Consider the following 19,431-nt stretch of genomic DNA (forward strand, 5'->3'; position numbering starts at 1 on the left):
AGCAGGACATGAACCGCATCGCAATCACCGCCGTCACGGCGACCCTTCTGGCCGGCACCTCGGCCCATGCCGGCGGCCTCGACCGCTCGGGCCAGAGCATCTCGCCGCTCTTCAACGCGCCCGGCACCGCCAGCTTCGGCCTGAGCTACGTCAAGCCCGACCTCAGGGGCGAGGACGTGGACGGCGACGGCTCCTACGATGCGGGCGAATCCTACACGACCTACACCTTCTCCTACGCCGACCAGATCACCGACCGGTTCTCCTACGCCGTGATCGCCGATCAGCCCTTCGGCGCGGACATCTTCTACGACGACGACCCGGCCTCCTCGAACATCGGCGGTACGCTCGCCGACATCAACTCGGACGCCCTGAGCCTCGTCGGCCGCTACAAGATCAACGAGCGCTTCTCGGTGATCGGCGGCCTGCGCGCCCAGAACGCAGGGGGCGAGGTCGCCCTGCGCGGCCAGTCCTACGCCAACGCCATCACCGCCCGCGCCGTCGCCGACCAGACCGGCCTGACCGCGGAGCAGGTCGGCGGCGTCGCGCAGGCGATCGGCGCGGTGCAGGCCGCCGGCGGCAATCCCGCCGTGCTGACCCCCGAGCAGCAGGCCCTCATCGCGCAGGTCGGCGGCTTCGCCGCGGCCGGGGCGATCGCGCGGAGCTTCCTCAACGGCCGCACCGCCTTCGACGACGGCAACGGCTACGCCGTCGACATCGAGGACAGCTGGGGCCTCGGCTACACCCTCGGCTTCGCCTACGAGATCCCGGACATCGCGCTCCGCCTCGCCGTGACGTGGAACTCCGAGGTGTCCCATTCCGGCACTGCCACCGAGAGCGTCGCGGGCATGACCTCGCGCAACACGATCGACTTCGAGACCCCGGAATCCATCAACGTCGAGTTCCAGACCGGCGTCGCCGAGGACACGCTCCTTCTCGCGTCGCTGCGCTATACCGACTGGGACGACTTCGACGTGATCCCGCCGGTGTTCGGCGTCGACCTCGCCGACATCGACGACAGCTACCGCTGGTCCCTCGGCGTCGCCCGCCGCTTCACCCCGGAGTTCGTCGGCATCGCCAACCTGACCTACGAGAAGGACAACGGCTCCGAGACCGTCTCGCCCCTCGGGCCGACCGACGGCCAGATCGGCCTCTCGCTGGCCGGACGCTACACGAGCGGGAACCTGAACGTCACCGGCGGCATCAACTACACCAAGGTCGGCTCCGCCTTCGCCGGCGTCGCCGACAGCCCCGTGGCCGAGTTCAACGACAGCTCCGCCGTCGGCATCGGCCTGCAGGTGCAGTACAAGTTCTGATCCCGCACGCGGGACGCGCATGAACGCCCCGCCCCTCCGGCGGAGCGTTCGTCGTCGCGGGCGCAGGATTCGGGTCGCCCCGCACCGGTCCGCATGACACACCGCGCCCATGAGCGCCGCCCCCGACATGTCCGCCCGCACATGGGCCGAGCTCGCGTTGCTGGCGCTGATCTGGGGCGGCTCCTTCCTCGCCATCCGCACCGCCCTCGACGAGATCCCCTTCGTCACCTCCGTGGCCTTCCGGGTGGGACTCGCCGCCGCCGTGCTGTGGGGATGGTGCGCGCTCCGCGGCCTGCGCCCGCCGCGCGACCCGCGCCTGTGGGGGGCGCTGCTCGGGATGGGGATGCTCAACAACGTTCTGCCGTTCTCTCTCATGGCGTGGGGCCAGCTCAGCATCGAGACCGGCCTCACCGCGATCCTGAACGCGGGCACGGCGGTGTTCGGCGTGCTCGCCGCCGCCCTCCTCCTCCCGGACGAGCGTCTGACGCCCCGTCGCGCCCTCGGCGTGGCGCTCGGCTTCCTCGGGGTCGCCACCGCGATCGGTCTGGGCAATCTCGCCACCTTGGACCTGCGCTCGCTCGCGCAGCTCGCCGTGGTCGCGGGCACCGTCTCCTACGCGCTCGCGGGCGTGTGGGGCCGCGTCACGCTCCGGGGCCTCGACCCGCGCCTTTCGGCCGCCGGGATGCTCACGGGCTCGTCGCTCGTCATGATCCCCGCCGCGCTCTGGATCGACGGGCCCGTCTGGCCGACCGAGGCGACCACGTGGGTGGGCATCCTCTACTACGCCGTGATCGCCACCGCCGTCGCCTACCTCCTCTACTTCCGGCTCCTCGCGACCGCGGGCGCGGGCAACCTCATGCTCTGCACCCTGCTCGTGGCGCCGGTCTCGATCCTCCTCGGCGCATGGATCCGGGACGAGGTACTGGGGCCGGGCACCTACGCGGGCTTCGCCCTCCTCGCGGTGGGCCTCGCCGTGATCGACGGGCGACTGTTCCGCGTCCTGCGGCGCGCGCCGAATTGACCGGAGCGCCCCGCGCGGGCACGTCCCCCCCATGCTCTACGAGACCTCCCGCGACTGGCGCGACGCCCCCGAGAAACGCCTCGCGCTGTTCGGCATGTCGGGCCTCGGCAAGACCCACCTCAGCCGCCTGCTGCGCGGCGCGCAGTGGTTCCACTACTCCGTCGACTACCGGATCGGCACCGCCTATCTCGGGCAGCAGATCTCGGACATGCTCAAGCGCGAGGCGATGGCCGTCCCCGCGCTCGCGCGGCTGCTGCGGACCGACGGGGTGGTCGTGTCGCCGAACCTCAGCTTCGAGAACCTCTCCGCCCTCTCCGCTTGGGTCGGCAAGCCGGGCGACCCGGCGCGCGGCGGCCTCGCCTTCGAAGACTACGCCGCCCGCCAAGCCCTCCACCGCGAGGCCGAGATCGCCGCGATGGCCGACACCGGCGCCTTCGTGGACCGCGCCGCCTCGCTCTACGGCTACCCGCACTTCGTGTGCGACACCTCCGGCTCCTTCTGCGAGATCGTGGACCCCGACGATCCGCTCGACCCGGTCCTCACCGACCTCGCCGCCCGGGCCCTGCCCGTCTGGCTGCGCGGGGCGGACGACCACGTCGACACCCTGATCGCGCGCTTCGACCGCGCGCCCAAGCCGATCTACTACCGCCCCGACTTCCTCGCGGCCTGCTGGCGCGACTACCTGTCCGACGCCGGCCTCGCGCCCGAGGCGGTCGATCCCGACGCCTTCGCCCGCCATTCCTACGCCGCCGTGATCGCCGCGCGCCAGCCGCGCTACGCGGCCATCGCGGCACGATGGGGCGTGGTCATCGACGCGGGCGAGGTCGAGACGGCGCGCGATGCCCACGACGTGATCGAGCTGGTCGCCGCCGCGCTGGACGAGCGGGGACGGGGCGGCTAGCCCGACCGTCCGGAGGACCGTCATGCCCATCACCCTGCCCCGCTCCCTGCCCGCCTTCGACGTGCTGGACCGCGAAGGCGTCATGGTCATCGGCGAGGACGGCGCGGCGCGGCAGGACATCCGGCCGCTGCGGATCGCGCTGCTGAACCTGATGCCGATGAAGATCGCGACCGAGACGCAGTTCGCGCGGCTGATCGGGGCCACGCCGCTGCAGATCGACCTGACCCTGATCCGCATGACCGAGCACCAGTCCCGCCACACCGCGCCCGAGCACATGGAGGCGTTCTACCAGCCGTTCCAAAAGGTTAGGGACCAGCGCTTCGACGGGTTGATCGTTACGGGATCGCCGATCGAGCATCTCGACTACGACGAGGTCTCCTACTGGGACGAGATGCGCGAGGTGATGGACTGGACCCAGACCCACGTGCACCGGACCTTCGGCGTGTGCTGGGGGGGAATGGCGATGGCGTGGCATTTCCACCGCGTCGCCAAGCACTTGCTGCCCGCCAAGCACTTCGGCTGCGACCGGGCGCGGGTCGAGGTGCCGGACAGCCCGTGGCTGCGCGGGTTCTCGGACGACGCGATGGTGCCGGTGTCGCGGTGGACGGAGCTGCGGCGCGGCGAACTCGAGGCCAAGGGATTGAGGATCCTGCTGGAATCCGAGCGGACGGGGCCGTGCCTCGTGGAGGATGCGGGGCACCGCGCGCTCTACGTCTTCAACCACTTCGAATACGACACCGACACGCTGAAGCGGGAGTACGACCGCGACGTGGCGAACGGGACGCCGGTGGAGATCCCCTATGGCTACTACACGGACGACGATCCCTCGCTGCCGCCGGTGAACCGCTGGCGGAGCCATGGGCACCTGCTTTATGGCAACTGGATCAACGAGATATACCAGACGACGCCCTACGACACGGCGCTGATCGGGACGCATTCGCACCGGATGGGCGAAGGGCCGGTCCCGCTGTGACGGCGTCACGGCGGAGTGGCGGGATGGCTGTTAGGGTGTAACAGGAAACGTCAGGCGGGGGTGTTACACAGTAACGTTCCGACCCCGATCCGCGCCGCGCCGCAGCATCGTCACGCCACGCCGCGGTAGAGCCGGACCTTCAGCCCGCCATGCGCGACGACGGGGCCGCCTTCGAGGTTGAGGCCGGTTGCGCGGATCAGGTCCTGCTCGGACGTGATCACACCCACCTGCCAGCCCGCGAACCGCTCCCGCGCGACCCGTCCGAGCGCGGCGTAGAGCGGCTGGAGCCGTCCGCCGATGCGGGTGCCGTAGGGCGGGTTGACGAGGAGGAGGCCGGGGCCGTCGAGCGCGGGGGCGGCGGTGATCGGGGCGGCCTCGAAGGCGACATCGACGCCCGCCCTCTCGGCATTGGCGCGGGCCATCGCGACGGCACCCTCGTCGCGGTCGCTGCCACGGATCGCCACCTCGACGGGACGGGGGGACTGCGCGCGCAAGGCGGCCCAGCGGTCGGCGTCGTGGGGCGCGAGGCGCTCGAAGTCGAACGCCCGCGACCGGCCGGGGTCGAGGCCCGCGGCGATCTCGGCGGCCTCGATGGGGATGGTGCCGGAGCCGCACATCGGGTCGAGCAGCGGGACCGTGCCGTCCCAGCCGCAGGCGCGCAGGAAGCCCGCCGCCAGCGTCTCGCGGAGGGGGGCGCGATTGACCTCGCGCTTGTGGCCCCGGCGATGCAGCGCCTCGCCGGAGGTGTCGACGGAGACGGTGCAGGTGTCCTTCTCCAGCCGGGCGGCGATGCGGACGCCGTCCGGGCCGATGGTCAGGCCGGCCTGCTGGAGCGCGGCCTCGACGCGCTTGCCGACGGCGCCGCCGTGGTTGAGCCGGGAGCGGACCGAGGCGCCCTCGACCCGGACGGGGACGTCCGGGCGCAGGGTGGCGCGCCAGTCGATCTCGCGCAGCCCGGCGTCGAGCTGGGCGAAGCCCGCCGCGCGGAACACGGCGAGGCGGGCGAGGACGCGGGAGGCGATGCGGGAGCGGAGGTTGGCGCGGCGCACGGCCTCCCAGCCGCCGCGGCACTCGACGCCGCCGTGGACAAGCTTGGGCGCGGGCACGCCCAAGGTCAGCGCCTCCTCCAGCAGCTGCGGCTCCAGCCCCGGGGGCGATACGAGGAACACGGTCTCCATGCGTCCCTGTGCCCCGCGCCCGGTCCGGGGGGAACCCCTCCCCCCCGCCGGGGCTTGAGTCGCGAACCGAGGCGGAGGCGGACATGGCGGACCATCGATGGGCGATCCCGGTGATGCGGGCGGGCTATTCGGGACGGGGGGTGACCTACCTTGCCGTGGCGGGCCTGTCGCTCTGGGCGATCTGGCGCGGGGGCGCCGCGCAGGGGACGGAGAGCGCGTTGGCCTCGCTGTCGCAGTCCACGTGGGGCGTGGTGGTGCTGTGGGTCATCGGGATCGGCCTGATCGCCTACGCCATCTGGCGCGGGATCGACGCGGCGGAGGATCTGGAGGACTACGGGACGGAGGGGAAGGGCCTGATCGCCCGTGCGGGGATGATCGTCACCGGTCTGATCCACGGCGCGCTGGGCGCGACGGCCATCGGGCTGGCGCTGGGCGACCGCTCGGGCGGCGGGCAGGACGGCGTGACCAAGGCCGTGGACTGGGCGCTGAACCTGCCGGGCGGGCGCTGGATCGTGGGCTTCGCGGCGCTCTGCACGATCGGGGCGGCGATCTACTACGTCCACAAGGGGATCGCGGCCAAGCACCGCGAGCACCTTATGGCGAACGAGTTCACGCGCAACTACGACTGGGCGCTGCGCGCGGGCGTGATCGCGCAAGGCGTCCTGATCGGGATCATCGGCGGCTTCCTCGCCGTGGCGGCGTGGCGGGCCTCGGAGGGGCCGGCGGGCGGCGTGGGGCAAGCCTTCGACTGGCTGGCGGGGCAGCCCTTCGGCAACGTGCTGGTGATCGCGATGTGCCTCGGGCTGCTCGGGTTCGCGTTCTTCTGCTTCGTAAACGCGGCCTACCGGATCATTCCCAAGGTCGAGGGGTCGGGCGACCTCAAGACGCTGGGGGCGGCGCTAAAGTCGAAGGTGGCGTAGGGGGCGGCACCCCTCGGCCGCGCGTGGGCTTTCGCCCACCCTACGGGACGACGCGCCTCCCTACCCCATCAGGCCCAGCGACCGGAGCGACGCCTCGCCCTGCGCGCCGATGACGATGTGGTCGTGGACCACGATCTCCAGCGCCCCGCAGGCGCGGACGATCGCCTCGGTCATCTCGACGTCCTCGGTCGAGGGCGTGGGGTCGCCGGAGGGGTGGTTGTGCACGAGGATGATGGCCGACGCGTTCAGCTCCAGCGCGCGGCGCGCGACCTCGCGGGGATAGACGGGAACGTGGCCGACGGTGCCCTGCGCCAACTCCTCGTCGCCGAGGAGCGCGTTCTTGCGGTCGAGGAAGAGGACGCGGAACGCCTCGGTCTGGCGGAAGGCCATCGCGGTGCGGCAGTAGCCCACGAGGTCGTCCCATGACGACAGGAGCGTCTTGTCGGCGATCTTGGCGCGCCCGATGCGGCGCGCGAAGCTGTCGATCATGCGCAGGCGCAGGACGACGCGGTCGGTCGCGCCGTCCACCTGCAGGATCTGGGCGTCGGGGGCGGCGACCACCGCCGAGAGGTCGCCGAAGCGGGCCAGCAGGCGCTTGGCCAGCGGCTTGACGTCGACGCGGGGGATCGCGTCGAAGAGCAGCAGTTCCAGCAGTTCGTAGTCCGGCAGGGCGTCCGCGCCGCCGGACAGGAACCGCTCGCGCAGGCGGGCGCGGTGGCCGTGGTAGTGGGGGCGGCGGCGGCCGTCCGCGTCGACGACCATCCCGCCGCCGGCCGCGTGCTCGGGGGAGAGGCGGTCGTGGATGCGGAAGGCGGGCCGCGGGGGGCTGGCGTAGGTGGCCTCGGGCGGGGGGATGCGCGCCTCGAGGTCGCGCAGGCCCATCGCGTCCTCGGCGAAGCCGCGCGGCTTCGGCGGGGGCGGGTCGGCGAAGCCGGCATCCGGGTCCAGCCGCGCGGTGATCCGGCGGCGCCATCCGTCGAGCGTGCGCTTGGCGTCCATGCCCGCAGGGATGCGGCACGAGATGCTAACGATCGGTTAACGGATGGGGGCGGCCCCACTGTCCCACAGGGCCGCCCCGCGTCCTGCGGGCGGTGTCAGCCGAGGCCGGGGCCGGGGCAGGACTTGCGCGCGCAGGTGGTCGTGCGGCCGGCGCGCGGGGGCGCCGGCCGCCGTGGCGGGGTCAGGAGCAGCCGGAGGTGCCCCCGCAGGTGTTGCACTTCATGCAGGTGCCGTTGCGGACCAGCGTGTAGTTGCCGCACTCGCCGCAGGCCTCGCCCTCGTAGCCCTGCATCTTGGCCTTGGCCCGGGCGTCCATGGTGACGGCGACCTTCGCCTCGGCGGAGGTCTCGACCTCCACCTTGGTGCCGTGCTCCAGCACGGTGCCCGCGTCGGCGATGGCGGCGGCCACGCGGTCGACGCTCTCCGCCGGGAGCAGGCCCGAGGGCAGGCGCTTGCGGAGGTAGCCCGTCGAGGCGACTTGACGCATCACGTCGAAGGACTTGGCCGCCGCGCTCTCGCCCACGGGGGCGACGTTGGTCTTCCCCTCGGCCTCGCCGCCGCCCAGCTCGTCGAAGGCGGTGCCCTCGGGCTTCACGTGGGCGAGGTCGGTGCGGTCGAGGTAGGAGACCGCCAGCTCGCGGAAGATGTAGTCGAGCACCGACGTGGCGTTCTTGATGCTGTCGTTGCCCTGCACCATGCCCGAGGGCTCGAACTTGGTGAAGGTGAAGGCGTCCACGAACTCCTCCAGCGGCACGCCGTATTGCAGGCCGACGGAGACCGCGATGGCGAAGTTGTTCATCATCGCCCGGAAGCCCGCGCCCTCCTTGTGCATGTCGATGAAGATCTCGCCCAGCTGGCCGTCGCCGTACTCGCCGGTGCGGAGATAGACCTTGTGGCCGCCGACGACGGCCTTCTGGGTGTAGCCCTTGCGGCGGTCGGGCATCTTCTCGCGGCCGCGGGCGACCTCCTTGACGATGATCTTCTCGATGATCTTCTCGGCGAGGACCTCCGCCTTCTCCTGCGGCGTGCCGCTCTCGAGGGTCTCGGCGGCCTCGTCGTCGTCCTCGACCAGGCTCGCGGCCAGCGGCTGCGACAGCTTGGAGCCGTCGCGGTAGAGCGCGTTGGCCTTCACGCCCAGCGACCACGACAGCTCGTAGGCCGCCTTGCAGTCATCGATCGTGGCCGAGTTGGGCATGTTGATCGTCTTGGAGATCGCGCCCGAGATGAAGGACTGGGCGGCGGCCATCATCGTGATGTGGCTCTCGACGGAGAGGAACCGCTTGCCCTTCTTGCCGCAGGGGTTGGCGCAGTCGAACACGGGCAGGTGCTCGTCCTTGAGGCCCGGCGCCCCTTCGAGGGTCATGGTGCCGCAGACGTGGTCGTTGGCGGCCTCGATGTCCTTCTTGGAGAAGCCGAGGTGGCGCAGCAGGTCGAAGGACGGGTCGGCCAGCTTCTCGGAGGGCACGCCGAGGGTGCCGGTCAGGAAGTCCTCGCCCAGCGTCCACTGGTTGAACACGAAGCGGATGTCGAAGGCCGAGGGCAGCGCGGCCTCGATCTTCTCGATCTCGCACTTGCCGAAGCCGTGGCCGATCAGGGACGTGTGGTTGATGCCGGGCGCCTGCCCGAGCGAGCCGTGGCCCACGGCGTAGGACACGATCTCGGCGATCTCGCTCTCGCGGTAGCCGAGCTTGCGCAAGGAGGCGGGGACGGACTGGTTGATGATCTTGAAGTAGCCGCCGCCGGCCAGCTTCTTGAACTTCACCAGCGCGAAGTCAGGCTCGATGCCGGTGGTGTCGCAGTCCATCACGAGGCCGATCGTGCCGGTGGGCGCGATCACGGTGGCCTGCGCGTTGCGGTAGCCGTTCTTCTCGCCCAGCGAGACGGCCTCGTCCCAGACGGCGCCCGCTAGGGTCGCCAGCGAGGCGTCGGGGCAGCCGTCGATGTCGAGCAGCACCGGCTTCACGTTCACCGCCTCGAAGTCGTCGGTGGCGTGGGCCGCCGCGCAGTGGTTGCGCATGACGCGGAGCATGTGGTCGCGGTTCCTGGCAAAGCCGGGGAAGGCGCCCAGCTCGCCCGCCATCTCGGCCGAGGTGGCGTAGGACGTGCCGGTCATCACCGCCGTCAGCGCGCCGCAGAGCGCCCGGCCCTCGCGCGAGTCGTAGGAGTGGCCGAGGTTCATCAGGAGGCCGCCGATGTTGGCGTAGCCGAGGCCCAGCGTGCGGAACTCGTAGGAGCGCTGCGCGATCTCCTTGGACGGGAACTGCGCCATCGCCACGCTGATCTCGAGCGTGATGGTCCAGAGGCGCGAGGCGTGGACGTAGAGGTCGGCGTCGAACCGGCCGTCGTCCTTGAGGAACTTCAGCAGGTTCATCGAGGCGAGGTTGCAGGCCGTGTCGTCGAGGAACATGTATTCCGAGCACGGGTTCGAGCCGCGGATCGGGCCATCCTCGGGGCAGGTGTGCCAAGCGTTCACGGTGTCGTGGAACTGGATGCCCGGGTCGGCGCAGGCCCATGCGGCGTGGCCCACCTTCTCCCACAGGTCGCGGGCCTTGACGGTCTTGGCCACGCGCCCGTCGGTACGGTTGGTCAGCTCCCAGTCGGCGTCCTTCTCGACGGCGTAGAGGAAGGCGTCGGTGACGCGCACGGAGTTGTTGGAGTTCTGGCCCGCGACCGTCTCGTAGGCCTTGCTGTCCCAGTCGGTGTCGTAGGTCGGGAACTCGACGCTGGTGTAGCCTTGGCGGGCGTATTGCAACACGCGCATGACGTAGGCCTCGGGGACCATCGCCTTCTTGGCCGAGCGGATGGCGCCCTTGAGCGTCTCGTTCTTTGCCGGATCGGTCGCGTTCTCCATGGTGCCGTCCCACGCGGTGACGGCGGCCATGACCTCGTTGAGCTTGCCTTGGGTGGCCTTGGAGCCCGCCACCAGCGCGGCGACCTTCTGCTCCTCGATCACCTTCCAGTCGACGAAGGCCTCGATGTCCGGGTGGTCCATGTCGACGATGACCATCTTCGCCGCGCGGCGCGTGGTGCCGCCCGACTTGATGGCGCCCGCCGCGCGGTCGCCGATCTTGAGGAAGCCCATCAGGCCCGACGACTTGCCGCCGCCGGACAGCGGCTCGCCCTCGCCGCGCAGGTGGGAGAAGTTGGTGCCCGTGCCGGAGCCGTACTTGAAGAGGCGCGCCTCGCGGACCCACAGGTCCATGATGCCGCCGTCGTTCACGAGGTCGTCGGAGACGGACTGGATGAAGCAGGCGTGGGGCTGCGGGTGCTCGTAGGCCGACTCGGACTTCACCAGCTCGTGGGTGAAGGGGTCGACATACTGGTGCCCTTGGGCGGGGCCGTCGATGCCGTAGGCCCAGTGCAGGCCGGTGTTGAACCATTGCGGCGAGTTGGGCGCGGCCATCTGGCGGGCGAGCATCGCGCGCATCTCGTCGTAATAGGCCTGCGCGTCCTCTTCCGTCGTGAAGTAGCCGCCCTTCCAGCCCCAGTAGGCCCACGCGCCCGCGAGGCGGTCGAACACCTGCTTGGACGAGGTCTCGCCGCCGAAGCGCTCCGCCTCGGGGAGCTTGGCCAGCGCCTTCTCGTCGGGGACGGAGCGCTGGAGGAAGGCGGGGACGCCCTTCTCCTTGGCCTTCTTCAGGCGCGCGGGGACGCCCGCCTTGCGGAAGTACTTCTGCGCGATGACGTCCGAGGCGACCTGGCTCCAGCCCTCGGGCACCTCGACGGCATCGAGCTTGAACACGGTGGTGCCGTCCGGGTTGCGGATCTCCGAGGTGGTGGTGGTGAAGGACAGCGCCGCATAGGCATCCTGTCCGGCCTCGGTGAGCTTACGTTCGATCCGCATCTGTCGTCTCCCTGAAGGGTGGTCCGGTCTAAATCTGGGTTGCGCCGGACAAGCCTCTCCCGGTCGCCGAACCGGGGTTCGACGGTGCAGACGGGATCGCGGGCCTGGTCGGTGCCTCTGGTATCTTGGTCTTGGCGACCCCCAGATATGGTGTCCGGTCGTCGCAGGATCGCAACCTGATGCGGTGGGGCGGCCCGGTCAACGATTCGGGGAAATGAATCCTGTGAGAAAAACGGGGGAGGCCCGGTGAGGGAACCGGACCGCTTGGGGACGTGTTGACTCGGCCGTTCCACAGGTCCGCAACCTGAGGTGGAACCGCCCGTCCGGGCAGGACGTTGCGGGGAGTCGCGGCTGGGGATGACGCTGGGGAAAACGGTCGAACCGATCGGGACGGGCGGCGTGGCGGGGGGGCCACGGGCGAGCCGATTCGAGCGGCGCGGGACGGGATCGCCGCACTCCGGGGGCGCCATGGGCGGGGGCGGCGTGGGGGTCGCTCGATGGGGGATTGGAGGGAGGTGATCGGTGGGTCGGCCTCTCGGGACGATCCTGCGGATCGCCCTGCCGGCCTGCGTCGCGAGGGGGGGTGGGGGCCGCTTCGCTGCGTGAAGCGGCTCGGCCTCTCGGGACGATCCTGCGGATCGCCCTGCCGGCCTACGGAGCGAGGGGTGGTGGGGGCCGCTTCGCTGCGCGAAGCGGCTTGGTCGGAGCGGCGGGATTCGAACCCACGACCCCCTGCACCCAAAGCAGGTGCGCTACCAGGCTGCGCCACGCTCCGACGCGTCAGGCCGTAGCGGATCGCGGCGGCGGGGTGAAGCCTGCGGCGCGCGCGCCGTCAGTCCGCCGCCTCGCAGGGCCACGCGGCCCCGTCCTGCGGCAGCAGCGGCGAGCGCAGCTCGGCCCCCTCGCCCAGCCCGAGCGTCTCGGCCAGGCCGCCGTTGATCTCCAGCACCGCGACCACGGGCGCCTCCGAGGGCACGGGCGTCTCGTCCAGCGGCTCGGCGGTGTGGACCTTCACGACCGTGCCGGTCTCGTCGACGAAGATCATGTCGAGGGGGATCAGCGTGTCGCGCATCCAGAAGGAGGTGCGGCGGGGCGCGTCGTAGACGAAGATCATGCCGCGCGACGTGGCCATCGCGGGGCGGTTCATCAGGCCCTGCGCCTGCTCCTGCGGGGTGCGGGCGACCTCGACGGTGAAGCGCGCGGACGCGCCGTCGTCGCGCAGGTCCACGCGGTCGGGGGCGCAGGCCGCCGCCGCCGGGCCGGCGAGGGCCGCCAGCGCGGCGGCCGCGATCAGTTGTCGTTGGCGTATTCCCAAGGGCGCACCTCCACCGCGAGCCGCCCGCGCTGGCCGTCGCGGGTGCGGACGCAGACTGCCTCGCCCGGCGCGAGTTCGGCAAGGCCGAAGCGGCGCAGCACCTCGGCGTGGATGAAGACGTCGCCCGCCTGCCCGAACACGTTGGCGAAGCCGAAGCCCTTGCCGCGGTCGTACCACTTCACGCGCGCGGGCTCGATCGGGGTGCCCGGCTCGGCGGCCTGCAGGTATTCCGGCGCGTCCTCGGGGACCTCGCCCTCGGCGGGCGGGCGGACGTCGGTGATCTGGGTCGCCTGCAGCCCGCGCGGCGTGCGCGCCACGGCGATGGTCACGCCCGCGCCTTGGACCACGGAGGTCTGCCCGATGCTCCGCAGGACGTTGACGTGCAGCAGCACGTCCCGCTCGAACCCGTCGACCGCCACGAAGCCGAAGCCCCGCACCGGGTCGAACCACTTCACCGTTCCTTCCACGATCTCCGCCGCGTCGGACATGCTCACCACCTCGATTGATGCGACGGCGGGTTGGCATCGAACCCGGCCCACCCGCAACCTTTGTGACCCAACGTCACGGCGGTCGGCCCGTCCCGTAGCTGCGCGACACGCCTAGGGGTTGAGCCGCGTCACGGACCAGTCGCCCCCGTCGGGCGCGGGCCGCGTCCACCGGAACCGGTCGTGGAGGCGGGCGGCCCCGTCGGCCCAGAACTCGATCTCCACGGGGCGGATGCGGAAGCCCCCCCAATGTGGCGGGCGCGCCGGGTTCGGGCCGTGGCGCGCGGTCTCCTTGGCGACGCGGGCCACGAGGGCCGCGCGGCTCTCGAGGGGGCGCGACTGGTCCGAGGCCCATGCCCCGAGGCGGGAGGCGAGGCCGCGCGAGGCGTAGTAGGCGTCGGCCTGCGGGCCGTCCTCGCGCTCGACGGAGCCGCGCACGCGGATCTGACGGCGCAGCGACTTCCAGTGCATGACGAAGGCCGCCTTGGGATGCGCGGCCAGCTCGACGCCCTTCGCGCCCTCGTAGTTGGTGTAGAACACGAAGGCCCCCTGCCCCGCGCCCGCCTGCTCGATCTCCTTGAGGAGCACCATGCGGACGTTCGGCAGGCCGTCGGCGTCGACGGTGGCGAGCGCGATCGCGTTCGCGTCCTCCGGCTCGCTCCCCTCCGCCTCCGCCAGCCACGCGGCCGCCAGCTCGAAGGGGTCGTCGCCCGCGAACGCGCCGCCGCGCCCGCCCCGGTCCTCGATCACCGCCATGCCCGCCTCCCCGTCAACTTGCCGCACCTCCGGCAATCCCCTAAAGCCCCCACAATCGCAAGGAGAGCGGAATGGCGGGCAGCGGGTTGAACACGGGCGGGTTGATGGCCGGCAAGCGCGGCCTGATCATGGGGCTGGCGAACGACAAGTCGATCGCGTGGGGCATCGCCAAGGCGTGCGCCGAGGCGGGCGCGGAGCTGGCGTTCTCCTATCAGGGCGACGCGCTGCTGAAGCGGGTCGGGCCGCTGGCGGAATCCGTGGGCTCCGACATGGTCGTGCCCTGCGACGTGGGCGACGCGGGCTCCATCGACGCCTGCTTCGACGAGCTGGGCAAGCGGTGGGACCGCTTGGACTTCGTGGTCCACGCGATCGGGTTCTCGGACAAGAACGAGCTGCGGGGCCGCTACCTCGACACGTCGCTGCAGAACTTCCTGACGACGATGAACATCTCGGTCTTCTCCTTCACCGCGGTGATGCAGCGGGCCGAGAAGATGATGACCGAAGGGGGCAGCGCGCTCACGCTGTCCTACTACGGAGCCGAGAAGGTCATGCCGCACTACAACGTGATGGGGCTGGCGAAGTCCGCCTTGGAGACGTCGGTGATGTACCTCGCCGAGGACCTCGGCAAGGACGGCATCCGGGTGAACGCGATCTCGGCGGGCACGATCAAGACGCTCGCCGCCTCGGGCATCGGCGACTTCCGCTACATCCTGAAGTGGAACGAGAACAACGCGCCGCTGCGCCGGACCGTGACGCAGGACGAGGTCGGCAAGTCCGCGCTCTACCTGCTGTCGGACCTAGGCAGCGGCGTCACGGGCGAGGTCCACCACGTCGACGCGGGCTACCATGTGGTCGGCATGAAGAACCCCGAGGCGCCCGACATGTCCTTGGAGCGCAAGGATTGACGCGACCGCCGGTGCCGCCGGCCTGCTCCAGTCGAACCTGACCCTGCCCACGCTGCTGGCGTTCAACGCCGCCGCCCTCGCCGCCGTGGCCGCGCCCGGCCCGGCCTTCCTGCTTTGCGCGCGCACCGCCCTTGAGGCAGGCCGCCCGGCGGGCGCGGCGACGGGGCTGGGCCTCGCGGTCAGCGCGGGGCTCTGGACGGTCGCGGCCCTCGCGGGGCTGGAGGCGCTGTTCGACGCCTATCCCGCGACCTACCACCTTCTGCGGCTGGGGGGCGCGGTCCTGATCGTGGGCTTCGCGGCCTTCGTCTGGCGCGACGCGGACGCGCCGCCCCCGGACCCGGCCGCCCTGCCGTCGCGGCGCCACGCCTTCGGGCGCGGGCTGCTGCTGAACCTATTGAACCCCAAGACCTTCCTGTTCTCGGCGGGGGTGGTGCTGGTGATCTTCCCGCCCGCGCTGACGCGGACGGAGTGGGCGGTGGTGGGGGCCAACCACGCGCTGCTGGAGGCGGCGTTCTACGGCGCGCTCGCGTGGGCGATGACGCGGGACCGGGTGCGGCGCCGCTACCTGCGGTGGAAGCCCGCGCTCAGCCGCGTCATGGCGGTGGTGATGGCGCTGCTGGGGCTGCGGCTGCTGGTGATGGGGTGAGGCGATGACGTGGGAGACGGCGCTGGCGTTCAACGTGACGCTGCTCGTGGCGTGGATCGTGCCGGGGCCGGCCGCGCTGGTGGCGATCCGGACCACCTTGGCGGAGGGCCGCGGCGCGGGCGCGCTGACGGGCGCGGGGCTCGCGGTGGCGGCCTCGCTCTGGACGGCGGCCGCGCTGATGGGGTTGGAGGCGGTGCTGGCGGTGGCGCCGTGGGCGGGTATGGCGCTTCGCGTGGGCGGGGCGCTCTACCTCGTATGGATCGCGTGGGGCACGTGGCGCGGCGCGCGCGACCCCCTGCCGGAGGGCGGCGTGGCGGGCGCGGGGCGCCGGGCGTTCCTGCGCGGGGCGCTGGTGAACCTCGGCAACCCGAAGTCGATCCTGTTCGCGGCGGCCGTGCTGGTGGTGATCTTCCCGCCGGGCCTGTCGGGGGCGGAGAAGACGCTGGTGGTCGCGAACCACCTCGCGCTGGAGGCTGCGCTCTACGCGCTGCTCGCGCTGGTCATGGGGACCGCGCCGGTGCGGCGGGCCTACCTGGGGGCGAAGCTCTGGATCGACCGGGGGGCGGCTGTGGTGCTGGGGGGTCTCGGCCTCCGCCTCCTGGTGCGCTAGGGACGGGCGATGACGCTCCTCGCCTTCCTCGGAATCGGCCTCGCCCACCTGCTCGCCGCGATCTCGCCCGGGCCGTCCTTCGTGCTGTCGGTGCGGACGGCGGCGACGGAGGGGTTCGGGGCGGCGGTGGCCTTGGCGGCGGGGTTCGGGCTGGGCGCGACCGTCTGGGCCCTCGCCGCGATCACGGGCCTGTCGATCCTGTTCGAGATCGCCCCGCTCCTGTTCACCGGGATCAAGGTGGCGGGCGGCCTGTTCCTGATCTGGATCGCGATCTCGATGTGGCGCCACGCGCCCGAGCCGCTGCCGGACATGGAGGTCACCACGCCCCGCTCGCCGCTCTCGGCGTTCCGGCTGGGCCTCGCCACGTTCCTCGTGAACCCGAAGCCGGCCGTGTTCTTCGGCGCGGTGTTCGTGGGGCTGGTGCCGGGGGACGCGCCGCTCTGGGCCAAGGCGGTGGTGCTGCTGAACATCTTCTGGGTCGAGACCGCGTGGTACGTGCTCGTGGCGCGCGTCTTCTCCCTGCCCCGCGCCCGCGCCGCCTACGGCCGGGTCAAGACCGCCGCCGACCGGACGCTGGGGGTCGCCTTGGGCGCCCTCGGCGCCCGCCTCGCCCTGCCCTGAGGAGACCCCGATGTCCGACCGCCTGCCCCACGAGAAGGGTTTCCACGTCAGCTGGGACCAGATCCATCGCGACGCGCGCGCGCTGGCGTGGCGGCTGGACGGCAAGGGTCCGGACGGGGGGGCGTGGCGCGCCGTCGTCGCCATCACGCGCGGCGGCATGGCGCCCGCGATGATCGTCGCGCGCGAGCTCGACATCCGGACGGTCGATACGATCAGCGTGAAGTCCTACCATTCGGGCGGCGGAGCGGCGGACCAGCGGCGCGAGGCGGAGGTGCTCAAGGCGCCGGACGCGGCGATCATGGGCGACGGGGCCGGCATCCTGATCGTGGACGACCTCGTGGATTCGGGGAAGACGCTGGAGCTGGTCCGCTCGCTCTACCCGAACGCGCATTTCGCCTGCGTCTACGCCAAGCCCGAGGGCGAGAAGCAGGCGGACACCTACATCACCTCCGTCAGCCAGGACACGTGGATCTTCTTCCCGTGGGACATGGCGCTGCAGTACGTGCAGCCCTACCGCGGCACCGACTAGGCCGCATTCGCCGCATCCGCCCCGCCCGCGCCGCGATCGCTGCGTGCCGGTGCCGGGCGGGCCGGGCTTCCTCGCCGCGGAAACCGACGGCGAGACCCGCGATGCTGCAACTCCCCATCCCCCGCCACGGCGCACGGCCCGCCGCCGGCGACGACGTCATCCTGCGCGCGCTGCGCGGCGTGCGGACCCATCTCGGGATGCCCATCGCCTACCTGTCCGAGTTCGAGGGCGAGGAGACGGTGTTCCGGCACGTCGACGCGCCGGGGCTGGAGAGCCTGATCGCGGCCGGCGACCGCAAGCGCCTGAGCGAGGTCTACTGCACCCACATCCTGCGGGGCGACCTGCCGGAGCTGATCCCCGACACCGCCGCCCTGCCGCTCGCGCAGGACATGCCCATCACCACCGCCGCCCCGATCGGCAGCCATGTCAGCGTGCCGGTGACCCGGTCGGACGGCTCGATCTACGGGATGTTCTGCTGCCTCTCGCCGGAGCCGAACCCGTCGCTCAACCCGCGCGACCTCGAGGTGATGAAGATGTTCGCGGGCCTCGCGGCGGACCAGGTGCAGGAGACGCTGCGGCACGACGACGGGGTGGCGTCGGCGGCGGCGCGGGTGCGCGCACTGCTCGGCGGGTCGGGCCTCCGGGCGGAGGCGCAGCCGATCTACGACCTCGGGACCGGGACGCTCGCGGGGTTCGAGGCCTTGGCGCGGTTCGACGGCCCGCCCGAGCGGGGGCCGCTCGAGTGGTTCGCGGACGCATCGGTCGCGGGGCTGCGCCGCGACCTCGAGATCGCCGCGGCCCACGCGGCCCTCGACCTGCTCCCCGGCCTCCCGGACGGCGCGGCCCTCTGGATCAACGCGGACGCGGCGACGCTGGACGACCCGCGCTTCCTCGGCCTGGTCACGGGGACCGGCGCGCCGCCGGGGCGCCTGGTGGTCGAGGTGACCGAGCACCGGGTGCTCGACGACCCCGCGCGGGCCACGCGGGCCGTCGCGCGGCTGCGGGGCCTCGGCCTCCGCGTCGCGATCGACGACGTCGGCGCGGGCCATGCCGGGCTGTCGCGGATCCTCGAGCTGCGGCCCGACATCCTCAAGCTGGACCGGATGCTGGTCCACGGCATCGACCTCGATCCCGTGCGGCAGGCGATGGCCGAGGCGGTGATCGGCTTCGCGCGGCGGTGCGACATGGACGTGGTCGCCGAGGGGATCGAGCGGGACGGCGAGCTCGACGCGCTGCGCGACCTAGGGGCGAGCCACGGGCAAGGCTTCCACCTCGGGCGGCCCGGCGCCGTGCGGGACGCGCGCGCCCGGCTGCCCTAGCCGCCGCGCGCCAAGGTCACGGGCACCTCGCGCCGCGCGCGTCCGCGCCGGACGGTGAGGACCACCTCCTGCCCCGCCGCCCGCCGGTCGAGCAGCGCGAGGACGTCGTCGATCGTCGCGACCGGCTCGCCGTCGAGGGCCTCGATCACGTCGCGGGGGACGATGCCGTCCTCGGTCTCCACCGCCCCCTCCAGCCCCGCCGCCTGCGCCGGGCCGCCGGGCGCCACGTCCAGCACGATCACCCCCGCCCCGCGCCCCGAGCGCGCGAGCCACGCGTCCGCGCGCGGGTCGCCCACCACCCCCAGCGCGGGCGGGTCGTAGCGCCCCCGAAGGATCAACTGCGGCACCACCCGCGCGACCACGTCCACGGGCACGGCGAAGCCGATGCCGGCGGAGGCCCCCGACGGCGAGAAGATCGCGGTGTTGACCCCGACCAGCCGCCCCGCGCTGTCGAGGAGCGGCCCGCCGGAATTGCCGGGGTTGATCGCCGCGTCCGTCTGCACGAGCCCCCGGATCGTGCCGCCGCGGTCGGTCGGGATCTCGCGCCCCAGCGCGCTGACCACCCCCGTGGTGAGCGTGAAGTCGAGGCCGAACGGATTGCCGATGGCGAACACGCTCTGCCCGACCTGCAGGTCGGCGCTCGTGCCGACCGGGAGCGGCGCGAGGCCCATGCCCTGCACCTGCAGCACCGCGAGGTCGTTGCGCGCGTCCGTCCCGATCAGGCGCGCGGGGCGCGCCCGCCCGCCGGGCAGGCGCACGCTCGCGGTCCGCGCGCCCGCGAGGACGTGGGCGTTCGTGACCACATGGCCCGCCGTGTCCCAGACGAAGCCCGACCCCGCACCGCGCGGGGTGTCCATCTGCCGGAACATGTCCATCGCGCGCCCTTGGGTGGCGATGAAGACCACCGACCCTTGGGCGGCTTGGAACAGCTCGATGGTGGCCCGCTCGTCGTCGGCGAGGTCGCCGCGCGGGGTCACGGTCACCGGGTCGGGCGCGGGCGCGAGGGCGAGCCGCGCGTAGGGCACGAGAGCGCCGCCGATCGTCACGCCGAGGGCGACGGCGGCCGCGAGGAAGAGGAAGCGAAGCATGGGGCCGA

18 protein-coding genes and 1 tRNA gene are annotated in these 19,431 nt (G+C 72.1%); 11 read left to right on the top strand and 8 right to left on the bottom strand.

Features of this window, described 5'->3' with window-relative positions; all coding sequences use genetic code 11:
- Positions 1-8 precede the first annotated feature (8 nt).
- From JQC91_RS10190 to metA, 4 genes are all read left to right on the top strand, one after another.
- Positions 9-1,313 carry an outer membrane protein transport protein gene (locus tag JQC91_RS10190; RefSeq protein WP_203286719.1) on the top strand — a complete coding sequence of 435 codons (1,305 nt, stop codon included), beginning with the start codon at positions 9-11 and terminating at the stop codon, positions 1,311-1,313.
- Positions 1,314-1,422: 109 nt separating this feature from the next.
- Entirely contained in the window at positions 1,423-2,334 is a 912-nt protein-coding gene (locus tag JQC91_RS10195) for a DMT family transporter (RefSeq protein WP_203286720.1), read from the top strand.
- Between the two features lie 31 nt (positions 2,335-2,365).
- Complete coding sequence (locus tag JQC91_RS10200) at positions 2,366-3,235, top strand: ATPase (protein WP_203286721.1); 870 nt, start codon at positions 2,366-2,368, stop codon at positions 3,233-3,235.
- Between the two features lie 22 nt (positions 3,236-3,257).
- A complete protein-coding gene (gene metA / locus JQC91_RS10205) occupies positions 3,258-4,208 on the top strand; it encodes a homoserine O-succinyltransferase (protein ID WP_203286722.1) in 951 nt (316 codons plus the stop codon).
- A gap of 110 nt (positions 4,209-4,318) precedes the next feature.
- Here the strand turns inward: metA and JQC91_RS10210 are convergent, their stop codons facing one another.
- On the bottom strand, positions 4,319-5,386 hold the full coding sequence (locus JQC91_RS10210; protein ID WP_203286723.1) for a class I SAM-dependent RNA methyltransferase: 1,068 nt from the start codon (positions 5,384-5,386) through the stop codon (positions 4,319-4,321).
- Between the two features lie 83 nt (positions 5,387-5,469).
- On the opposite strand from JQC91_RS10210, the gene JQC91_RS10215 reads away from it, so the two are divergent.
- Positions 5,470-6,306, top strand: coding sequence for a DUF1206 domain-containing protein (locus tag JQC91_RS10215; RefSeq protein WP_203286724.1), 837 nt, complete (start codon positions 5,470-5,472; stop codon positions 6,304-6,306).
- Between the two features lie 60 nt (positions 6,307-6,366).
- On the opposite strand, the gene radC is transcribed toward JQC91_RS10215, so the two are convergent.
- From radC to pdxH, 6 genes are all read right to left on the bottom strand, one after another.
- Positions 6,367-7,068, bottom strand: coding sequence for a DNA repair protein RadC (radC, locus tag JQC91_RS10220; RefSeq protein WP_238941511.1), 702 nt, complete (start codon positions 7,066-7,068; stop codon positions 6,367-6,369).
- A 418-nt stretch (positions 7,069-7,486) separates the two neighbouring features.
- Positions 7,487-11,149: a vitamin B12-dependent ribonucleotide reductase gene (locus tag JQC91_RS10225; protein ID WP_203286725.1), complete on the bottom strand. Its 3,663-nt coding sequence runs from the start codon at positions 11,147-11,149 to the stop codon at positions 7,487-7,489.
- Positions 11,150-11,847: 698 nt separating this feature from the next.
- Positions 11,848-11,924: transfer RNA gene (locus JQC91_RS10230), tRNA-Pro, on the bottom strand.
- Between the two features lie 57 nt (positions 11,925-11,981).
- On the bottom strand, positions 11,982-12,464 hold the full coding sequence (locus tag JQC91_RS18010) for a DUF192 domain-containing protein (RefSeq protein ID WP_238941469.1): 483 nt from the start codon (positions 12,462-12,464) through the stop codon (positions 11,982-11,984).
- The gene (locus tag JQC91_RS18015; RefSeq protein ID WP_238941470.1) at positions 12,440-12,952 is read right to left on the bottom strand and encodes a cold shock protein; all 513 of its coding nucleotides are present in this window, start codon (positions 12,950-12,952) and stop codon (positions 12,440-12,442) included. The genes JQC91_RS18010 and JQC91_RS18015 overlap by 25 nt, the downstream gene beginning before the upstream one ends.
- Positions 12,953-13,063: 111 nt before the next feature.
- Positions 13,064-13,705 carry a pyridoxamine 5'-phosphate oxidase gene (gene pdxH / locus JQC91_RS10240; RefSeq protein WP_203286726.1) on the bottom strand — a complete coding sequence of 214 codons (642 nt, stop codon included), beginning with the start codon at positions 13,703-13,705 and terminating at the stop codon, positions 13,064-13,066.
- Between the two features lie 104 nt (positions 13,706-13,809).
- On the opposite strand from pdxH, the gene fabI reads away from it, so the two are divergent.
- From fabI to JQC91_RS10270, 6 genes are all read left to right on the top strand, one after another.
- On the top strand, positions 13,810-14,610 hold the full coding sequence (gene fabI, locus JQC91_RS10245; RefSeq protein ID WP_275297000.1) for an enoyl-ACP reductase FabI: 801 nt from the start codon (positions 13,810-13,812) through the stop codon (positions 14,608-14,610).
- A gap of 85 nt (positions 14,611-14,695) precedes the next feature.
- Complete coding sequence (locus JQC91_RS10250) at positions 14,696-15,256, top strand: LysE family transporter (RefSeq protein WP_343069949.1); 561 nt, start codon at positions 14,696-14,698, stop codon at positions 15,254-15,256.
- 4 nt (positions 15,257-15,260) lie between these two features.
- On the top strand, positions 15,261-15,866 hold the full coding sequence (locus JQC91_RS10255; protein WP_203286728.1) for a LysE family translocator: 606 nt from the start codon (positions 15,261-15,263) through the stop codon (positions 15,864-15,866).
- A 9-nt stretch (positions 15,867-15,875) separates the two neighbouring features.
- Positions 15,876-16,487, top strand: a complete 612-nt coding sequence (locus JQC91_RS10260) for a LysE family transporter (protein WP_203286729.1) — start codon at positions 15,876-15,878, stop codon at positions 16,485-16,487.
- Between the two features lie 10 nt (positions 16,488-16,497).
- Positions 16,498-17,016: a xanthine phosphoribosyltransferase gene (gene gpt, locus JQC91_RS10265; protein ID WP_203286730.1), complete on the top strand. Its 519-nt coding sequence runs from the start codon at positions 16,498-16,500 to the stop codon at positions 17,014-17,016.
- A 101-nt stretch (positions 17,017-17,117) separates the two neighbouring features.
- On the top strand, positions 17,118-18,335 hold the full coding sequence (locus tag JQC91_RS10270) for an EAL domain-containing protein (RefSeq protein WP_203286731.1): 1,218 nt from the start codon (positions 17,118-17,120) through the stop codon (positions 18,333-18,335).
- Here JQC91_RS10270 and JQC91_RS10275 read toward each other — a convergent pair.
- A complete protein-coding gene (locus tag JQC91_RS10275; protein WP_203286732.1) occupies positions 18,332-19,423 on the bottom strand; it encodes a trypsin-like peptidase domain-containing protein in 1,092 nt (363 codons plus the stop codon). The two genes, JQC91_RS10270 and JQC91_RS10275, sit on opposite strands and share 4 nt — an antisense overlap.
- Between the last annotated feature and the right edge of the window lie 8 nt (positions 19,424-19,431).

Source organism: Jannaschia sp. Os4, assembly GCF_016820245.1.
Taxonomy (GTDB): domain Bacteria; phylum Pseudomonadota; class Alphaproteobacteria; order Rhodobacterales; family Rhodobacteraceae; genus Jannaschia.